Source organism: Flexivirga meconopsidis (genome assembly GCF_026162425.1).
GTDB lineage: Bacteria > Actinomycetota > Actinomycetes > Actinomycetales > Dermatophilaceae > Flexivirga > Flexivirga meconopsidis.
Genome location: NZ_JAOBQJ010000003.1, coordinates 66708 through 84604 on the forward strand (window position 1 = coordinate 66708; position 17897 = coordinate 84604).

Below are 17897 nucleotides of genomic sequence, written 5' to 3' on the forward strand. Positions count from 1 at the left end.
GGTCATGGCAGCAACCGTGCGCGAGTCCGACCTGACCCTGGCTGAGGCCCGTTCGGTCGCCGAGCGAGTGACCGACCCTGAGCTGCCGATGCTCACGCTGGCCGACCTGGGTGTCCTGCGGGCGGTCGAGTTCGACGACTCGGGTGCGCTGATCGTGTCGATCACGCCGACCTACTCCGGCTGCCCGGCGATGGCGGCGATGCGCGACGACCTGGTGCGCGAGCTGCGGTCGGCCGGCTTCGAGCGGGTCGAGGTGCGAGTGCAGCTCCGCCCGCCATGGACCACCGACTGGATCTCCGCACGTGGGCGGGATGCGTTGTCCCGCCACGGGATCTCGCCTCCCGGCAGAGCGCCGGCCGGTCCGGTCGCGTTGTCACTGGGTCCGACCCGGCGCGCGGTGACCTGCCCGCTGTGCGGGTCCACCGACACCGAGGTGGCCAGCGAGTTCGGCAGCACCGCGTGCAAGGCGCTCTACCGCTGCCGCTCCTGCCTCGAACCCTTCGACCACGTGAAAGAGATCTGAGCTGCCCATGACCGTCACCACAGAGACCGGCATCAACAGCCGGACCGCACCCTTCCGCGAGCTCGTGGTGCAGGCCGTCGAGCACCTCACCGACGACTCGGCCGCGGTGACCTTCGCCGTACCCGATGAATTCGCAGGCGAATTCGCGTTCCGTGCCGGACAGGCGCTGACCCTGCGCCGGACGATCGACGGGGTCGAGCACCGGCGCACCTACTCGATCAGCTCGTCGGTGGGTAAGGCACCGCGGATCGGCGTCCGCGAGATCCCCGACGGCCTCTTCTCCCGTTGGCTGGTGCGCGAGGTCGTGCCCGGCGACGTCATCGAGGTGCAAGGCCCGAGCGGCAGCTTCTACGCCGACCCCGAACAGCCCGCACGGCACCTGTGCATCGCCGCAGGATCCGGCATCACCCCGATGCTGTCGATCGCGAGCTCGGTCATCGGCCACCCCGACGCCCGGGTGACCATGCTCTACGGCAACCGTTCCTCAGGCACGGTGATGTTCGCCGAAGAGCTCGCCGATCTGAAGAACGCGCACCACCAGCGCTTCGACCTCATCCACGTGCTGTCCCGCGAGCCGCGCGACGTCGACCTCTTCTCCGGCCGCTTGGAGGGGGACCGGTTGCGCACGATCCTGCGCGAGCTGGTGCCGCTCGACGCGGTCGACCACGTCTGGCTGTGCGGGCCGTTGGAGATGCTCGAGGAGTCTCGCGAGATTCTGGGCGAGCTCGGTGTGTCCAAGGAGCGCATCCACTACGAGCTGTTCTACGTCGACGCCCCGCCCCCGCAATTGCGGCATGCCGAGGAGGTCGCAGAGGGCGAAACCGCAGAGTTGACAGTGCTGCTCGACGGTCGCAACACCACCGCCAGTGTCTCGAAGTCGATGACCGTGCTCGACTCCGCGCAGACCAAACGCCCCGACCTGCCGTTTGCCTGCAAGGGCGGCGTGTGCGGCACCTGCCGCGCCCGCGTCACCGACGGCGAGGTCGAGATGGTGCGCAACTACGCGCTCGAGGACGACGAGGTGGAGCGCGGATTCGTGCTGACCTGCCAGAGCTTCCCGGTGAGCGACGAAGTCACCGTCGACTACGACGCTTGAGTCGGCTCGGCGAGTAGGCCGTCGAAGGCGAGCGTGGTCAACCCGGCGGCGATCTCGGCGGCGCTGCGCGACCCACCCGGCCGCACCCACTCGGTCAGCGAGTTGACCATGCCGAAGAGCAGCCGACTGATCAGATCCGGCGGCAGGTCGGAGCGTATGCCGCCCTCCGCCACCGCGTCGGCGACGAGCGCGGTGAGGTCTGCGTCGATCTTTCGCCGGCGGTCGAGGGCCGCCAGCTCGGCGGGACTGTTGCCGCGCACCCGCAGCAGCAACGTCACCGCCGGCAGGTGCGCCACGAGGATCTCCACACTTCCGCGGACCGCGCCCCGCAACCGGTCGAGGGCCGAGGCGGACCGGTCGGCCCGAGCGGTCGCGACCGCCTCCGACAGACCGTCGAGTGCTTCGTCCAGTGCCGCCTGCAGAAGGTGTTCCTTGCTCGGAACATGGTGGTAGAGAGCCGATTTGGTGAAACCCAGCCGTTTGGCGAGGTCGCCCATGCTCGTGGCGTCATACCCCTGCTCATTGAACAGGTCGATCGCCTCGCGCAGCACGGTCGCCTGGTCCTTGCCCGGCCGTCCGCGTCGACGCGGTGCCGCGTCGACGGTGCCGGTGTCGTCTTCGGCTGCTTGGCTCACCGCCTCAGCATGCCACCCAGCTCCCCGCCGACAGGCTCACTTACCGCCCACAGGCGCACTTATCTCGGGCTCAAACCGCCCGGATAAGTGGGCCACTCGGCGATAAGTGGGCCTGTCGGCGAGGGGTGGGCCCGTGTCGCCGGGTCAGTGCGGGCGCAACGCCGTACCCACCGCGCCGAGGTTGATCACCGGCGCGTCGACCCCGACGCCGGCGGCATCCTTGTCCGGCACCAGCAGCGCCGCATCCACACCAGCCGGTATGGCGAGGCGCCCGCTCGCATCGGCCTTGACGACACGGGCATGCCCGCCACCGGCCAGGATCACGGTGAACCCGCCGGCCGTCGAGACGTTGATCTGCTGGCCCTGCTTCACCGACAGCCAGGATCCGACGCCGTTCGCGCCGCGCAACTGCATCCCCTTGCCCTTCGGCAGCGATGCGTTCCAGGAGTTCAGCTGCCACAGCGTGTCGGTGGCCGGACGCTGCTGCAGGCGCGTCTGCGGCCGGACCGATCGGAACTGCGTCGCCGACAGCGGAGTGCTCGTGCCCGGGGCTGCGAGTGCGGACGCCGACGACGTGGTGAACGGCCGCTTCGCGCCGAGCGTCGCCCAGCCCCACGACGAGGTGGACAGCGGCATGATCTGCACGCGGGTCCCACCGGACTGCAGCGTCTGACCGTTGCCGATATACATGCCCACGTGTCGTGCGTGCGGGGTGCTGCCGTCATACGTCCCGTAGAAGATCAGGTCACCGACCTGCAGGTTGTTGTAGCTGACCGACTGCATCTCCGGGTCGTGCAGCATCTTGTTGGACAGGTCGGACGGCGGGTACTGGTCGTAGTAGTTGCTGACCCGGGTCAGGTTGAGTCCGCCCGCGCGCAGCATCTGCAGCTGGAAGCCAGAGCAGTCGTAGCCGAGCGTGGCACCGGGGTTGCCGGTGCCGCCCCACAGGTAGTCGGCGCCGAGTTGTGTTTTGCCCCAAGCGATTGCGGCGTTGATGTGTGACGCGCGGGTGTTGGACACCGGCGCCTTCAGCGGCGAGACCCAGGTCGAGGAGTTGAACGGGTAGCTGATGCCGAGGAACGACCAGAGCGACGCGTCGAGCGTGGTGGTGGCCGGCCGGCCGCGAGCCGCGAGGTACTGCGTGAGCAGCGCCTGAGTCTGCGGGCCCCAGACCGAGGAGTTGACCTTGTTGGGGCTCATCCCGAGCTTGCGCTGCATCATGTAGACGGCGGTGCCCTGGTAGCCCTTGTGCTGCACGTTGCCCGACCCGGGTCCCGCCTGCTTGAGGTAGGGCCCTGCATAGTTGCCGGTCGGGCACCAGCGTGCGTCGGTGCCGACCCGGCCGACCTTGGTGAACTGCTGACTCCACATGGCGCACGGCGCGTAGATCGAGTCGTTCGTGGTCGGCCAGCCGGCCCAGTAGAGGCCGCCCTTGTCGGCGAAGTGTTTGAAGATCGCGCCCTGCACGAAGTACCCATCGTTGCCGTTGCGGGCGTAGACCGCGCCGCTCGGGTTGTTCTGGTTGGGCCGCATCATGTACTGCGCCCAGCCGGAGTAGCCGTTGATCGTCTTCACCGCTCCGGTGTCGCCTGACGGCCAGCCGAACTTGCCCGGTTCCCAATACTTCTGGGTGTTGTGGTTCATGACGCGGGTGCCGTACCTCGTGGTGTCGGCGATGAGGCCGAGATCGAAGCGTTCGTAGGTGCCCGAGAGGCCGGAGCCGCTCGCGCCGGTGACCTGACTCGTCGGCCAGCCCAGCGTGTAGAGCCCCTGCAGTTGCTGGAATTTGGCGAACGTGCGGCCGGTCACGAAGTAGCCGGGGCCGCCGGCCTTGGCGTAACCGGCGCCCTTGGCGTAGCTGCCCTGGTTGGGCCGGCTGAAGTATGCGGCGTTGCCCGTCCACCCGTTGATGGTCGGCAGCCGGTAGCTGTTCTGGGTCGGCCAGCCGTGCACCTGGACGTTCCAGGTCTGCTCCAAACCACCACCGATGGTGAAGGTGCCGAGCGACGACGAGACCACGTAGCCGTCGGTGTAGCGCTGATACCAACCGGACACGCCCCACGCGGTCGCGTTGACCACCGGTCCGGTGGGCGACCCGAGGTCGGCGCGGGCCGCCGCCGTGCGTGCGGCTGCGGTGTCGTCGCTGGGCGAGGGTGACGGGTCGGCGAGTGCCGCACCCGCCGGGATGAGCGCGATCGCCGCGGTCAACGCAAGCATTCGGGTCAATGGCCGCCAAGGGCCCTGGCGGCCACTGGCGGTCTTCTCGATCTTGTTGTGCTGCAATGTAATTGACGTGTTTCGCCGTGCATTCATGTATGGCGCCCGGCGCTGATTCCCCAATGAGCGCGCGAGCTTCCCCCTTCGACTACAGGATAAGAAGGGAGCGGCGGACATGCCAGGCTATCGGCGAAATCCCGGATGGGGTGGGCGCCCCATCCGGGCCGCCTCGAACGCTCGCATCGAATGCTCGAAGAGCGAGTGACGAGAATCGAACTCGCGTATTCAGCTTGGGAAGCTGATGTTCTACCATTGAACTACACTCGCGTGACTCAACCGGCGCCGACTATCGCAGCACCCCGAGTCGATTCCGGAGTCTAACCCACGGCTCGACTGCTCTGGTGCACCCGGCTGCCGGGTAGCGTGACCCCGTGCTGCTCTCCGACCGCGACATCCGCGCCCAGATCGACGCCGGCCGCGTCCGCCTCGACCCGTATGACGAGACGATGATCCAGCCGTCGAGCATCGACATCCGGCTCGACCGCTACTTCCGGTTGTTCGACAACCACAAGTACCCGTTCATCGATCCGTCGGCCGAACAGGACGAGCTGACCCGGCTGATCGAGACCGACCCCGACGAGCCGTTCGTGCTGCACCCGGGCGAGTTCGTGCTCGGCTCCACCTACGAGCAGGTCACCCTGCCGGACGACGTCGCGGCGCGGGTCGAGGGCAAGTCCAGTCTCGGCCGGCTCGGACTGCTCACCCACGCCACCGCCGGTTTCGTCGACCCGGGCTTCTCCGGCCACGTGACCCTGGAGCTGTCCAACGTCGCGACGCTGCCGATCAAGCTGTGGCCCGGCATGAAGATCGGCCAGCTGTGCTTCTTCCAGCTCAGCAGCCCGGCCGAAAACCCTTACGGCAGCGCGAAATACGGCTCGCACTATCAAGGGCAGCGCGGTCCGACCGCGAGTCGGTCCTACAGCAACTTCCACCGCTCCCAGGTCTGATGAGCGACTACGAGGTCGGTCCGGAGCACGACGGGGGCCACCCGTTCCTGGTGCCGCCGCGCGGCCGCGGCCGAGCGGACGCGGTGGTGCTGGTGCTGCACGGCGGCGCCGAGCACAGCACGGACCGGACCACCAAGTGGGCGCCGCCGGTGCTGCGGATGCTGCCGTTCGCGCGGGATCTGCGCAGGCGCAGCCGCGGGCGGCTCGCGCCATACGTGCTGCGCGACGCGGTGCGCGGCTACAACGAGGACAAGCGGTCGCCGGTCGTCGACGCGGGCTGGGCGCTCGACCGGATCCGCGAGCGTCACCCGGGCCGTCCGGTCGGCTTGCTCGGGCACTCGATGGGCGGCCGGGTTGCGCTGGAGCTGGCCGGCACCGACGGCGTCGAGGCGGTCGTCGGCCTCGCGCCGTGGGTGCCGCGGCAGTATGACGTGAGCCCCTTCCTCGACCGGCACACCCTGTTGATCCACGGTTCGCACGACCGGGTGACCGACCCGCGGGAGACCAAGAAGCTGGCCGAGCGGATTGCCGCGGCGGGAGGCGATGCGCGGTTCGAGTCGCTGCCCGACTGGCATGCCATGCTCCGGCGGTCCGGTAGCTGGCACCGGCTCGCCTCGCAGTTCCTGCACACGACACTGCTGCGTTGATTGCCGGGGACCGGTTCGCCGTACATTTGTGCCCGTGGAAGCCTCGCCCGAGCTGACCAGTGCGCAGCGACCGGTCGGGGCATCGGCCGGCGGGAGCGACCGGGGCTGGCGGCGGCCGTTCCCGTCCCACTGGTTCGCCCGGGACCTGCTCTTCGCCGGGTGCTGCCTGGTCGTCGGGCTCGTTGACATCGAGTCCGAGCTCAGCCTCGGGTTGTTGCCGGGACAACACGTCGGCTTCGAGGTGGGAACCGTCCTGCCATTGGCGATCGCCTGCGCGAGCCTGGCCGTCCGGCGGGCGGCGCCCGAGGTCGCGGTGTGCGTCGCCGCGGCGGTCTGGCTGATCACCGCGGAGGTGTCGCCCGGCCTGAGCGGCGCGGTCAGCCTGCAGTTCGTCTACCTCGCCGTCTTCTACTCCGCCATCGCATGGGCGCCGCAGCACAACCGCGCGCTGCAGGTGGTGTGTGCTGCCTTGGTCGTCATCGGGTGCTGGAACATCTGGAAACTGCTGCCCTCCGGGCAGCCGGTGCCCAGTCGTGGCCCGTGGTCCGGCGAGATGTCGCGCATCATCTACACCGTCGTGATCAACGGCATCTACTTCGCCGTCGCGATCGGCATCGGCGTGCTGTCCTGGCGGGCGGCCCGCCGCGAGGCGCAACTGTCCGCCCAGACCTCGACGATCGCCCGGCAGGCACTGGCGCTGCAGGACAACGCGGTGAACCAGGAGCGGCTGCGGCTGGCCCGGGACCTGCACGACGTGCACGCCCAGCACATCTGGGAGATCAGTTTGCACGCGGCCCGCGTGCGGCAGTTGCGCGAGCGCGACGCGGACGTCGGGCCGGCCCTGCAGGACCTCGACGAGGCGACCCGCCAATCGGCCGAGCAACTGCGCAACGTGGTGGTCGCGCTGCGTCATACCTCCGAGCAGACCCCGGAGGAGTTGCCGGGCCTTGGAGATCTGCCCGCACTCGCCGAGTCGTTCTGCGCCGAGGAGCTTCGGGTGGTGCTGGACGCCGCGGGCGTCACCCATGCCGTGCCGAGCGCGCTCGAGGTCAGCGTCTACCGAGTGGTGCAGGAGTCACTGTCCAACGTGCGCAGCCACTCCACCGCGGACACGGTCCGGGTCACCGTCTTCACCGGCGCCGCCGGACGCAATGCGCACGTCGATCTGGTCGTGCAGGACAACGGTCGTCCACGGCCGGGCACCGGCGGTACCGGCGCGGGCCTGATCGGTGTTCGCGAACGCGTTCAGGCACACGGCGGTACGGCGCAGATCGGCGTCGTGGACGAGGGCTTCGAGGTGCGGATCAAGTTGCCGTTCCTCATCCCGGCGGTCGATCATCGGGGCCAGGCGCAGGAGGTCGGCCGGTGAGTGAACGGGTCCGGGTAGTGATCGTCGACGACCACGCGTTCGTACGCCGGGCGATGCGCATGCTGCTCGACGCCACCGCCGACATCGAGGTGGTCGGTGAGGCGGCCGACGGCGCGGAGGCGGTGCGGGTCACCGAGCAGGTCCGGCCGGACGTTGTGCTGATGGACATCCAGCTGCCGGTGCTCGACGGCATCGCCGCGGCGCGGCAGGTGATCGACCAGACCTCGTCGAAGGTGGTCCTGCTCACCACCTTCGACGACGATGCCTACGTCTTCGAGGGGATGGAGATCGGCGCTGCGGGCTTCTTGCTGAAGAACGCCGAGCCCGATGCACTGCTGAACGGCATACGGCTGGCGCACGCCGGCCACTACGTGCTGGGGCCGGAGATCAGGGCGCGGGTCATGTCGCAGGTGCGCCCGAGGCGGGGTGGGGCCGACGCCGCCGAGCAGTTGGCCGGTCTGACACCCCGGGAGCGCGAGGTGCTGGTCCTGCTCGCGCAGGGGCACAGCAACCTCGAGGCTGCCGAGCTGCTCGTGGTGAGCGAGACGACGGTCAAGAGTCACGTCTCGAATCTGCTCACCAAGCTCGATCTGCGCGACCGGGTGCAGGCCGTGGTGTTCGCCTATGAGCAGGGGCTGGTCGGCCCGGGTGCGCGGCCTTCGTCGCCGGAGCGGTGAGACCACCAGGCGGCCGCGCGTGGTGACAGCGTGCAGCCGAGCATGACCAGACCGAGCGCGCATTGCGCGGCCCGGACCGACGTCATCCAGGCGGGGCCGCCGGTGCTCAGCAGGTAGCCGTAGCCGACCGCGCAGATCACGGCGTACGCCCGCAGCGTCCACAACGTCGTCGACGTGTGCTTGGCGACGAGTTCGAGCAGCCGGCCGAACGACACGATCCACAGCGCCGAGAACAGCGTGCGCAGGCCGAGGGCGAGGTAGATCCCGGCGATCTCACCACGAGGGGCGGTGTCTCGCGTATAGCCGTGCTCGCGCAGGAACCAGTCGACGTATGACGAGTGCAGCACCAAGGTGAGGGCCAGTTGCAGGAACGACAGGATCAGCACGCCCACCGCTGCCCAGAGCGTCACCTTGGCGCCGAGCAACCGGGTCGCGGCCAGCTCCGTGCGCAGGATGCCCCGGGTGCGGCGGATCGACCCCATCAGGAGCCGGATTCCTTTTCCTTGCGGAAGACGCTGGCCTTCCAGCAAAAGAAGATCGTCAACAGCGCGAAGACGACCGGCAACAGCAGCATGCCCGCGCCATACGCCTGCGGGCCACCGCCCTTGGCGATGGCGGCCATCGTGATGAGCGCGAGGACCGCCATGGCGGTCGCCTTCAGGTATTCGAACCGGACCCGATTCATGTTCTACTGACCCTCCTTGAGGTCGATGGTGATGTGGCGCGAGGTCAGCACCGGGACCACGTCCGAGGTCTCCGGTCCGGGCCGAGAGCTCAACAGCGCGAACTGGATCGTGCCGCGGGTGCGGCCGGAGGACGCGACGACGAAGTCGACCAACAGCTCGTATGGCGCCGACCGCACGACCGCGTCGTAGGAGCCGCCGGTCATCACGCTGAGTCGTTTGATCTGCTGGCACGCGTCGAAGAGCGTCTTGGGGCCGCGGGTGCCGGGATTCCACAGCGTCGCCCACCACGGGCGGCTGACCGCGAGGTCGATCTCGCGCCACTGCGATCCGGGCAGGTCCACGTCCCGGACGAACAAGTGCATGTCGTCGACGCCCGGGTTCGGGCCGAAGAACCGCCACGTGGGCATCCCCGCAAGGCGCGGGCTCCAGCGCGCGAGGGTGATGTGCTGGTCGGGCAGGTTGTCGACCGCGGTCGCAACGACGTGCGCGCCGAGCGCGACCGGTGCGGCGGCGGCGAGCGCCGCCCTCAAGCGGTTCATGCCAGCACCTCGGTGGTGAAGGAGCGGATGTGACTCGAGACGGCGCGCGCGTGGTGCGCCATACCGAGGATCGATCGGTGTGCGGCGCCCTCGACCACCTCGCACGGGGCACCGACCTCCGAAGCCAGCTTCTGCTGGGCTGCGGTGTGGGCCGCGGCGCCGTCCGTGCCGCGGCCGGCCGCCACCACCAGTGACGGGCAGCCGACGGACGGCGGGAGCTCGGCGGCGAGGGCGCCATACCGCGACAACTCGGCGCCGGCGGTGTGCACCGTGCCGAAGTGGCGACTGAACGCGCCGAACAGCCGCTGCACCGACCCGCGGTAGTCGACGTCGTCCAGCATCGCCTGCTGCGCGAGGGTTGTCCCGAGCAGCGAGCCGATCCGGTCGAGCAGCAGCGCCTGCCGCACCTTGCCGATGCGTTCGGGGGAGCGCACCATCTCGTCGATGGTGCGGGGGTCGGAGGCGTCGACCAGGACGAGCCCGCGGGTGCGGTCGCGGAGCGCGGGAGAGGTGTCCAGCGCGTGGCGCGCGATGAGCCCGCCGAGCGAGTGCCCGACGAGTATGACGGGGGCCGCGGCCCGATCACGATGCGCAAGCAGCCCACGGATGATGTCGGCCGGTGGCAGCGTCGTGGTCGTGGCCCCGTAGCCCGGCCGGTGGTAGAGCAGCACGTCGTGATCGCGGCGCAGATCCTGGGCGACCCAGTCCCAGCCCTCCATCGGCGCACCCAGTCCGTTCTCCAGGACGACGAGTGCGCGCGCCCGGCCCTCCGAGGCAAGGAAACGATGCTCGACCAAGCCACCATCGGCCACCTGCGCCGTCTCGCTCACCTGACCGGCCCGGCGGATGCTGCGGTGCCGGGCGTGATCGAGCGCCGCCGCGACGACGCCGACGCCCGCCGTCGCCGCCAGCGCGGTCGCGGTGCGGCGCTCGAATCGGGCGGCGCCGACGCGCGCCTTCTGATCCAGCACGTAGTCCGCGGCGGGATGCGTCGCGCCGAAGGCCCAGATGAACCGCGGCAGGCCCATGAAGTAGCCGATGGAGACGTGGAACGCCTTGGTGCCGATGCTGGTGAGCGGCCGGAAGCGGCGTGGCAGGAAGTAACTGATCGGGTAACAGGTCTCCCAGGCGATGGTCTGCCAGCAGACCGCTTTGCCGATCCACGGATGGGAGTCGATCAGGCGCGCGACGCGCGGATCGCCATACATCCGGGTCCGCATGACCAGGCCGAAGGCGCGCCCGGAACGCCAGTCGTCGGACACCAGCTTGATCAGCCCGGAGGCGGCGTAGGAGACCGCGAGCTGAGCGTTGATCGCGCGCAGGAACAGATCGTCCCCTTTGTCCGTGGGTAGTGGCGCGCTCGCCACGTCATACCAATGGATGACGCCCTGCATCTGGTCGGAGCCGTCGCGGCCGTAGGGATTGCGCTGGCGCTCCAGCGCGCTGACGATCAGGCTGCCGGCGGCGGTCACGGTGCGCACCGAACGGCGATGCGGGGCGACCAGGGCGGCGACACCGCAGGCCAGGTTGGTCAGGTGCAGCGCGGTGGCTCCGGCGCGGGTGTCCAACAGCCGTGCGACACGGGGTAGCCGGCGGGCCAGTGGCGACTTGCAGGCGATCGCCTGGCCGCGCATGATGCCGCGCGGGCCATACAACTTGCTCTGCGAGAGGCACTCGGTGGCGTTGATGATCTGACCCAACGCCGCGATGCGCCGGACTCTGCTCACCTGGTCGGCTCGGGAACGACTCATGGACTGGCTGTCTCCTGGCATTCGTCGTGCGGGATGTGCGCCGGCGGCCGGCGGCCCGGCGATGGACGCAACTGCTCGATCCACCACCGGGCCGTGCGGCATCAGCCGTTGTTCAGCGCGTTGACCACGGCGGCCGTGGCGTTGAGCGATGCGGTCACCAGGGCGACGTCCTCGGGGGTCGTCACGACCGTTGCCGGCGTCGTCATCACCGGCTCGGCACCCGCCTGCGCCGCCAGACCGGGTCGTGCGTCGCCGAGCATGGTGTTGACAGCCGCCTCGAGAGCTCCGTTGTCGTACTTCATACGAGTTGGACCTTCCATAAGTGGTTTCATCCCCACCACCGCGAGACCGCGGTGGGTCCGGCTGTTCCGGACGCACTTCACGCTAGGTCGGCGGCAGGTGGTGGGCGACCGCCTCAGGGACGAGGTTCCGACCGGTCCGCACGAAGGAGATCGGCTCCTACTTTCGAAGGAGTTCACGTCGTATGGCGGGACCGACCCGGCGTTGGACGTGATGAAATACATAACTATTCGTTTTGTCTGCGGGTTGTCGTCCCGCTGCGTTAGGTTGGTGCGTCATGATCCGCTTTGAGCAGGTCGTCAAGACGTTTCCCGATGGCACCACCGCGGTCGACCACCTGTCCCTGGAGGCGCCGACCGGCAAGATCACCGTGCTGGTCGGTCCCTCCGGCTGTGGCAAGACGACGTCGCTGCGGATGATCAACCGGATGATCGATCCCACCGGTGGTCGCATCCTCATCGACGACCAGGACGTCATGGACGTCGATGCCCCGAAGCTGCGCCGCGGGATCGGCTACGTCATCCAGCACGCCGGCCTGTTCCCGCACCGGACGGTCGCCGACAACGTCGCCACCGTGCCGCTGCTGCTCGGCACACCCAAGGCCGAGGCGAAGGAACGCGCCCACGAAGTCCTCGAGCTCGTCGGGCTGCCGGGCGATTTCGCCGATCGCTATCCGGCGCAGTTGTCCGGTGGCCAGCAGCAGCGGGTAGGTGTGGCCCGGGCGCTCGCCGCCGATCCGCCGGTGATGCTGATGGATGAGCCGTTCAGTGCGGTCGACCCCGTCGTGCGCGATCAATTGCAGGATGAGTTCCTCCGGCTGCAGAGCGAGTTGGGCAAGACGATTGTCTTCGTCACCCATGACATCGACGAGGCGATCAAGCTCGGCGATCAGGTCGCGGTCATGCGGGTGGGCGGCAAGCTCGCGCAGCTGGCCGAGCCGGCCTACCTGCTGGCTCATCCGATCGACGACTTCGTCTCCGACTTCATCGGCCGGGACCGCGGCTATCGCGCGCTCAGCTTCACCGAGTCGCCGCGGTTGCCGCTCGCACCCGAGCCGTCCGTCGCGCTCGGCGCAACGGTGGACGAGGCGCGGGCGGCCACCGGTGACGACTGGCTGCTGGTCGTGGCGGACGGTCGACCGCAGGGCTGGATCGAGCCGGAGCGCATCACCGCGCCGATCGAGCAGGGGATGTTGCACCGCGGCGGCACGGTCGCCACGGAGCATGGCCCGCTGCGCGCGGCACTCGACGCGGCGCTGTCCTCGCCGAGCAGGCGGGGCGTGATCGTCGACGACGACGGCAAACTGCTCGGCACGGTCCGCGCGCATCAGGTGCTCTCGGCGATCGAGCGGGCCGACCGCCCGGAGGTGCACGAGGAGGACATCGCCCCGACCGAGTCGGTCGGCGAGGCGGCGCCGTGAAGACCCTCGACCTGAGCTACGTGTCGGACAACTGGTCCGACATCGTGCATCGCGCCTGGCAGCATGCCGTGCTGGCGGGACTGCCGCTGTTGATCGGTCTGGCGATCGCGTTGCCACTGGGGTGGTGGGCGCGCCGGTCGACCCGGCTGCGCCCGTTCCTGATCGGCGGCGCGGGGTTGCTCTACACGATCCCGTCACTGGCGTTGTTAATCGTCATGCCGGTCATCCTCGGCACCAAGATCCTGAGCCCCTGGAACGTCATCGTCGCCATGACGCTCTACACGCTGGCGCTGCTCGTGCGCACCGTCGCCGACGGGTTGAGCGCGGTGCCGGGCGACGTCGAACAAGCAGCAACCGCAATGGGATACACGCCCGTCAAGCGGTTCTTCGGAGTTGATCTGCCGCTGGCGATACCGGTGATCGCCGGAGGCTTGCGGGTGGCGGCGGTCAGCAACGTCTCGATCGTCAGCGTCGCCTCCCTGCTCGGGGTGAGCCAGCTCGGCTACTACATCACCAATGGCTACCAGCGGTCCTACTCGATCGAGGTCTGGGTCGGCATCATCGGCTGTCTCGTGCTGGCGCTGCTCTTCGACCTGATCATCCAGCTGGTCTCGCGGGCGCTCACGCCGTGGCTGCGAGTGAGGGGCGCGTCATGATCCTGACCGACACCTGGAAGTGGCTGGTCGACGGCGCCAACTGGAGCGGCACCGACGGCATCCTGCACCGGCTCGAGCAGCACGTCATCTACACCCTGATCACCCTCGCGATCTCCTGCCTGATCGCGCTGCCACTCGGCTCCTGGATCGCGCACACCGGGCACGGGCGGTGGCTGGTGAGCCTCGCCAACGCCGTGCGTGCGGTGCCCAGCCTCGGACTGCTCTGCATCCTCGGGATCTGGGCCTCCAGCCACATCAGCGGCGACCTGGCGCTCACCGGCCCGAGCATCGCGGTGCTCGTGGTGCTCGCCCTGCCGCCGCTGCTTGCCGGTGCCTACGCCGGTGTCACCGAGGTCGACCCGGCCGCGCGCGACGCTGCCAAGGGCATGGGTATGACGGGAGCCCAGGTCTTCGCCAAGGTCGAGCTACCCAACTCGCTACCGCTGGTCTTCTCCGGGCTGCGCAGCGCGAGCCTGCAGGTCATCGCCACCGCGACGATCGCCGCCTTCCTCGGCATCGGCGGGCTCGGCCGCTTCCTGCTCGACGGTCAGGCGAGCGGCGAATACCAGGTCATGATCGGTGGCTCGGTGCTCGTCGCGGTGCTCGCCCTGCTGGTCGACCTGCTCTTCGCGTTGGCGCAGCGCTACCTGGTCTCGCCGGGCCTGACCGGCCGTCGCGTGCGCCGTCATACGGCTGGCACGGGGACCGGCAATCTTGATCCTGCAACCAATCTCGATGGGGAGAAGGCCACCGCATGAGACTTCTTCGTAGGCAGACTGCGGTCCTGGTCGCCACTGCTTTCGCCATACCGACGCTCGCGGCGTGCGGGCTGTCCGGTGACGCGCTGCAAAGCGGTGGTGGTGGCGGCTCGTGTTCGTCCGACCAGCCGAAGGCGGGAACGGTCAGCATCGGCTCCGCCAACTTCCCCGAGTCCCAACTGCTCGCCGACATCTACTCGTCGGCGTTGAAGTCGGCCGGTGTCAAGACCACGACGACCGACCCGATCGGCGCGCGCGAGGCCTACCTCAAGGCACTCGATGACGGTTCGATCCAGTTGGTGCCCGAATACACCGGTTCGCTGCTGACCTACCTCAACCCGAAGGCGACCGAGAAGGCGCCCGAGGAGGTGTATGCCGCGCTGATCACGACCATTCCGTGCAGTCAGCTCGCGCTCAATCCGTCGCAGGCGCAGGACAGCAACGCGATGGTGGTCACCAAGGCGACCGCCGACAAGTGGAACCTTAAGACGGTGAGCGACCTCGCCAAGCACGCCGGCGATGTCACGATTGCGGCTCCGCCGGAGTTCCGCAGTCGCGACCAGGGTCTGGTGGGGCTGAAGTCGACGTACAACTTCACCCCGAAGAACTTCCTGCCGCTGTCGGCGACGCCCGCGATCGTGTCGGCGCTGAAGAACAACCAGGCACAGGCCGCCAACATCTTCTCCACCGACCCGTCCATCAAGCAGAACAACTTCGTCATCCTGCGCGACGACAAGCAGCTCTTCGGCTCCGACCAGGTCGTCCCGCTGATTTCACGATCGGCGGCAACTCCGAAGGTGCAGGTCGCGCTCAACAAGATCTCGGCGAAGCTGACCACCGACAACCTCGGCGAGATGGTCAAGCAGGTCGTCATCGATAAGAAGGACCCGCAAGCGGTCGCCGATGCGTTTGTGAAGCAGCAGGGCCTCGGCTGACGCGGGGTTCGGCGTCGGCGAGCGCGCCGGAGCCGGCGCCGCCGACGGAGAGCGACTTCGAATAGCGCGTGGGGCGTGCATAACTCGAAACGGTTGCGGGTTGTGCGCGCGAATAGCGCGTGGGGCGTGCATAACTCGAAACGGTTGCGGGTTGTGCGCGCGAATAGCGCGTGGGGCGTGCATAACTCGAAACGGTTGCGGGTTGTGCGCGCGGATCCGGGGCGGGGCGTGCATAACTCGAAACGGTTGCGGCTTGTGCACGCCCACACAAATGAGTGAGCACTCACTCATTTGTGTTACGGTCGTCCCGTGAGCACTCAACGCACGACCGCCAGGGCCGCCAAGCGTGCCGCTCCGATGAAACCGGAGGAGCGGCGGGAAGCGCTGATCGTGGCGACCATCGAGGCGATTCGCGAGCATCGTCAACGGCCGAGCACCAAGCAGATCGCGCAGGCGGCGGGCGTCGCTGAGGGCACGATCTTCCGGGTGTTTGCGGGCAAGGAGGAACTGTTCGACGCGGTGATCGACCGGGTGCTCGACCCCGAGCCGTTCCTGCGGGAGCTCGCGGCCATCGACCGATCCGCCGGGCTGGAAACTCGATTGACGGCGTACGTCGGTCTGCTCCAAGGTCGCTTCCAGGACATCTTCGAGTTGATGAGCGCGCTCGGGCTCGTCGGGCCGCCGGAGCGACATCGGGACCGCCCCGAACGTGACCAAAGCGTCGCGGAAGAGATCCGCGACGTGTTCGCCGGCGACGAGCCGCTGCTGCGAGTGCCGCTCGATCAACTGCTGCTGCAGGTGCGGCTGCTCACTTTCGCAGGCACTCATCACCACATCAGCGACGGCGCGTTGCTCACCCCCGAGCAGATCGCCGACACGATCTTGCACGGCGTGCTCAAGCGCGAATCAGACTGAGAACACCAGACTTTCAAGGGGACGAACATGCTGTTACAACTCATCAAGACCAGACTCAGGCCGTATGGCGGCCTACTCGCGGCACTAGTGGTGCTGCAACTGATCAACGTCGGCGCCAACCTCTACCTGCCGACGCTCAACGCCGACATCATCGACAAAGGCGTCACCCGCGGCGACACCGGCTACATCTGGCACACCGGCGGCATCATGCTCGCCATCTCGCTGGTGCAGGTCATCGGCTCGATCGGCGCGGCATACATGGGCGCCCGCATCGCGATGTTCTTCGGCCGCGACACTCGCACCTCGGTGTTCCGGGCCGTGGGCCGGTTCTCCGCCCGCGAGGTCGGGCAGTTCGGTGCACCGTCGCTGATCACCCGCAGCACCAACGACGTTCAGCAGGTGCAGTTGCTCGTGCTGATGGGCTGCACGCTGATGATCTCGGCGCCGATCATGATGGTCGGCGGGGTGATCATGGCGCTGCGCCAGGATGCCGGTCTGTCCTGGCTGGTGCTGGTCGCGGTCGTCGTGCTCGCGGTCGCCGTCGGACTCATCGTCCGCAAGATGGTCCCCGGCTTCCGACTGGTGCAGACGCGCATCGACACCGTCAATCGGGTGATGCGCGAGCACCTTTCGGGCGTTCGCGTGATCCGTGCCTTCACCCGCGAGCCCTACGAGACGGGGCGGTTCGGCAAGGCCACCGACGAACTCACCGACATCTCGATCCGGGTCGGGAGCCTGATGATGATCATGTTCCCGCTGGTCTTCACCGTGATGAACCTGTCGACGGTCGGCGTCTGGTGGTTCGGTGCACACCAGGTCGCCGCCGGCGACGTCCAGATCGGGTCGCTGTCGGCATACATGACCTACCTCATCCAGATCCTGATGTCGGTGATGATGGCGACGTTCATGTTCATGATGATCCCGCGGGCGGCGGTCGCCGCCGAGCGCATCGGCGAGGTCGTCAACACCGAGCCGTCGGTGCAGGCACCGAGCGCACCGGTGACGCCCGAAAACGTCCGCGGCGTCGTCGAACTCAAGGGTGCGACGATGCAATATCCCGGTGCCGATCAGCCGGTGCTGCGCGACATCAACCTGTATGCCGAGCCGGGCCAGACGGTCGCGATCATCGGCTCGACCGGCTCGGGCAAGAGCACCCTGCTCTCGCTGATCGCCCGGCTGTTCGACGCCACGGACGGGCAGGTGCTGGTCGACGGCGTCGACGTGCGGCAACTCGACCCAGCCCTGCTCTGGGGGCACATCGGCATCGTGCCGCAGAAGGCCTATCTCTTCTCCGGGACGGTCGCGTCCAATCTGCGCTACGGCAACCCGGACGCGACCGACGACGAGCTCTGGCAGGCGTTGGAGGTCGCGCAGGCGCGTGACTTCGTCGAACGCCTCGACGGCGGTCTCGACGCACCGATCAACCAGGGCGGCACCAATGTCTCGGGAGGTCAGCGACAGCGGCTGTGCATCGCCCGCGCGCTGGTCGCCCAGCCGCGGATCTACCTCTTCGACGACTCGTTCTCGGCCCTAGACCTGGCGACCGATCAGCGACTGCGCCGTGCGCTTGCGCCACGGGTCCACGACGCGACCGTTTTCATTGTGGCGCAACGTGTTTCGACCATTCAGGGCGCCGACAAGATCGTCGTGCTGGACGACGGCGCCGCGGTCGGAGTCGGCACGCACGAGGAATTGCTCGACACGTGCCCGCCATACCGGGAGATCGTCGAATCGCAACTGGGCGGCAACGAGGAGGTGGCCTGAAC

Annotated in this window: 19 protein-coding genes and 1 tRNA gene; 12 read left to right on the forward strand and 8 right to left on the reverse strand. The window is 68.3% G+C overall.

Annotated elements, in window-relative coordinates:
* Nucleotides 1-4 precede the first annotated feature (4 nt).
* Nucleotides 5-523, forward strand: a complete 519-nt coding sequence (paaD, locus tag N2M23_RS10060) for a 1,2-phenylacetyl-CoA epoxidase subunit PaaD (protein WP_265445239.1) — start codon at nt 5-7, stop codon at nt 521-523.
* Nucleotides 524-530: 7 nt separating this feature from the next.
* The gene (paaE, locus tag N2M23_RS10065) at nt 531-1619 is read left to right on the forward strand and encodes a 1,2-phenylacetyl-CoA epoxidase subunit PaaE (protein ID WP_265445241.1); all 1089 of its coding nucleotides are present in this window, start codon (nt 531-533) and stop codon (nt 1617-1619) included.
* On the opposite strand, the gene N2M23_RS10070 is transcribed toward paaE, so the two are convergent.
* The 3 genes from N2M23_RS10070 to N2M23_RS10080 form a co-directional block, all read right to left on the reverse strand.
* Nucleotides 1607-2254 (reverse strand): TetR/AcrR family transcriptional regulator, encoded by a 648-nt coding sequence (locus tag N2M23_RS10070; protein ID WP_265445242.1) that lies wholly within the window; start codon nt 2252-2254, stop codon nt 1607-1609. The genes paaE and N2M23_RS10070 overlap by 13 nt on opposite strands.
* A gap of 144 nt (nt 2255-2398) precedes the next feature.
* Entirely contained in the window at nt 2399-4471 is a 2073-nt protein-coding gene (locus N2M23_RS10075; RefSeq protein WP_265445243.1) for a C40 family peptidase, read from the reverse strand.
* A gap of 256 nt (nt 4472-4727) precedes the next feature.
* A tRNA-Gly gene (locus N2M23_RS10080) sits at nt 4728-4798 on the reverse strand.
* A gap of 104 nt (nt 4799-4902) precedes the next feature.
* Here N2M23_RS10080 and dcd point away from each other — a divergent pair.
* From dcd to N2M23_RS10100, 4 genes are read left to right on the forward strand one after another with little or no spacing between them, the layout of a single operon-like run.
* Nucleotides 4903-5478: a dCTP deaminase gene (gene dcd, locus N2M23_RS10085; protein ID WP_265445245.1), complete on the forward strand. Its 576-nt coding sequence runs from the start codon at nt 4903-4905 to the stop codon at nt 5476-5478.
* Nucleotides 5478-6125, forward strand: coding sequence for an alpha/beta hydrolase (locus N2M23_RS10090; protein WP_265445246.1), 648 nt, complete (start codon nt 5478-5480; stop codon nt 6123-6125). The genes dcd and N2M23_RS10090 overlap by 1 nt, the downstream gene beginning before the upstream one ends.
* A 34-nt stretch (nt 6126-6159) precedes the next feature.
* The gene (locus N2M23_RS20975; protein ID WP_265445248.1) at nt 6160-7494 is read left to right on the forward strand and encodes a sensor histidine kinase; all 1335 of its coding nucleotides are present in this window, start codon (nt 6160-6162) and stop codon (nt 7492-7494) included.
* Nucleotides 7491-8171, forward strand: a complete 681-nt coding sequence (locus tag N2M23_RS10100) for a response regulator (protein ID WP_265445250.1) — start codon at nt 7491-7493, stop codon at nt 8169-8171. Before N2M23_RS20975 ends, N2M23_RS10100 begins: the two co-directional genes overlap by 4 nt.
* Here the strand turns inward: N2M23_RS10100 and N2M23_RS10105 are convergent.
* From N2M23_RS10105 to N2M23_RS10125, 5 genes are all read right to left on the reverse strand, one after another.
* A complete protein-coding gene (locus N2M23_RS10105) occupies nt 8117-8653 on the reverse strand; it encodes a hypothetical protein (protein ID WP_265445252.1) in 537 nt (178 codons plus the stop codon). The two genes, N2M23_RS10100 and N2M23_RS10105, sit on opposite strands and share 55 nt — an antisense overlap.
* A complete protein-coding gene (locus N2M23_RS10110) occupies nt 8653-8856 on the reverse strand; it encodes a hypothetical protein (protein WP_265445253.1) in 204 nt (67 codons plus the stop codon). Before N2M23_RS10110 ends, N2M23_RS10105 begins: the two co-directional genes overlap by 1 nt.
* A gap of 3 nt (nt 8857-8859) precedes the next feature.
* A complete protein-coding gene (locus N2M23_RS10115; RefSeq protein ID WP_265445254.1) occupies nt 8860-9396 on the reverse strand; it encodes a hypothetical protein in 537 nt (178 codons plus the stop codon).
* Entirely contained in the window at nt 9393-11147 is a 1755-nt protein-coding gene (locus tag N2M23_RS10120) for an alpha/beta fold hydrolase (protein ID WP_265445256.1), read from the reverse strand. Before N2M23_RS10120 ends, N2M23_RS10115 begins: the two co-directional genes overlap by 4 nt.
* A 101-nt stretch (nt 11148-11248) precedes the next feature.
* Nucleotides 11249-11449: a hypothetical protein gene (locus N2M23_RS10125; RefSeq protein WP_265445258.1), complete on the reverse strand. Its 201-nt coding sequence runs from the start codon at nt 11447-11449 to the stop codon at nt 11249-11251.
* 275 nt (nt 11450-11724) lie between these two features.
* Here N2M23_RS10125 and N2M23_RS10130 point away from each other — a divergent pair, with 275 nt between their 5' ends.
* From N2M23_RS10130 to N2M23_RS10155, 6 genes are all read left to right on the forward strand, one after another.
* Nucleotides 11725-12867, forward strand: a complete 1143-nt coding sequence (locus N2M23_RS10130; protein WP_265445260.1) for an ABC transporter ATP-binding protein — start codon at nt 11725-11727, stop codon at nt 12865-12867.
* Between the two features lie 11 nt (nt 12868-12878).
* Nucleotides 12879-13523, forward strand: a complete 645-nt coding sequence (locus N2M23_RS10135; RefSeq protein WP_265446153.1) for an ABC transporter permease — start codon at nt 12879-12881, stop codon at nt 13521-13523.
* The gene (locus N2M23_RS10140; RefSeq protein ID WP_265445262.1) at nt 13520-14281 is read left to right on the forward strand and encodes an ABC transporter permease; all 762 of its coding nucleotides are present in this window, start codon (nt 13520-13522) and stop codon (nt 14279-14281) included. The genes N2M23_RS10135 and N2M23_RS10140 overlap by 4 nt, the downstream gene beginning before the upstream one ends.
* A complete protein-coding gene (locus tag N2M23_RS10145; RefSeq protein WP_265445264.1) occupies nt 14278-15216 on the forward strand; it encodes an ABC transporter substrate-binding protein in 939 nt (312 codons plus the stop codon). Before N2M23_RS10140 ends, N2M23_RS10145 begins: the two co-directional genes overlap by 4 nt.
* 309 nt (nt 15217-15525) lie before the next feature.
* A complete protein-coding gene (locus N2M23_RS20710) occupies nt 15526-16131 on the forward strand; it encodes a TetR/AcrR family transcriptional regulator (RefSeq protein ID WP_341870594.1) in 606 nt (201 codons plus the stop codon).
* A 27-nt stretch (nt 16132-16158) separates the two neighbouring features.
* The gene (locus tag N2M23_RS10155) at nt 16159-17895 is read left to right on the forward strand and encodes an ABC transporter ATP-binding protein (RefSeq protein WP_265445266.1); all 1737 of its coding nucleotides are present in this window, start codon (nt 16159-16161) and stop codon (nt 17893-17895) included.
* Nucleotides 17896-17897 lie beyond the last annotated feature (2 nt).

Coding starts and splice junctions, on each gene's coding strand:
- paaD (WP_265445239.1), top strand. CDS start 5: ATGGCAGCAACCGTGCGCGAGTCCGACCTGACCCTGGCTGAGGCCCGT.
- paaE (WP_265445241.1), top strand. CDS start 531: ATGACCGTCACCACAGAGACCGGCATCAACAGCCGGACCGCACCCTTC.
- N2M23_RS10075 (WP_265445243.1), bottom strand. CDS start 4,471: ATGCTTGCGTTGACCGCGGCGATCGCGCTCATCCCGGCGGGTGCGGCA.
- N2M23_RS10090 (WP_265445246.1), top strand. CDS start 5,478: ATGAGCGACTACGAGGTCGGTCCGGAGCACGACGGGGGCCACCCGTTC.
- N2M23_RS10105 (WP_265445252.1), bottom strand. CDS start 8,653: ATGGGGTCGATCCGCCGCACCCGGGGCATCCTGCGCACGGAGCTGGCC.
- N2M23_RS10110 (WP_265445253.1), bottom strand. CDS start 8,856: ATGAATCGGGTCCGGTTCGAATACCTGAAGGCGACCGCCATGGCGGTC.
- N2M23_RS10115 (WP_265445254.1), bottom strand. CDS start 9,396: ATGAACCGCTTGAGGGCGGCGCTCGCCGCCGCCGCACCGGTCGCGCTC.
- N2M23_RS10120 (WP_265445256.1), bottom strand. CDS start 11,147: ATGAGTCGTTCCCGAGCCGACCAGGTGAGCAGAGTCCGGCGCATCGCG.
- N2M23_RS10125 (WP_265445258.1), bottom strand. CDS start 11,449: ATGAAGTACGACAACGGAGCTCTCGAGGCGGCTGTCAACACCATGCTC.
- N2M23_RS10130 (WP_265445260.1), top strand. CDS start 11,725: ATGATCCGCTTTGAGCAGGTCGTCAAGACGTTTCCCGATGGCACCACC.
- N2M23_RS10140 (WP_265445262.1), top strand. CDS start 13,520: ATGATCCTGACCGACACCTGGAAGTGGCTGGTCGACGGCGCCAACTGG.
- N2M23_RS10145 (WP_265445264.1), top strand. CDS start 14,278: ATGAGACTTCTTCGTAGGCAGACTGCGGTCCTGGTCGCCACTGCTTTC.
- N2M23_RS10155 (WP_265445266.1), top strand. CDS start 16,159: ATGCTGTTACAACTCATCAAGACCAGACTCAGGCCGTATGGCGGCCTA.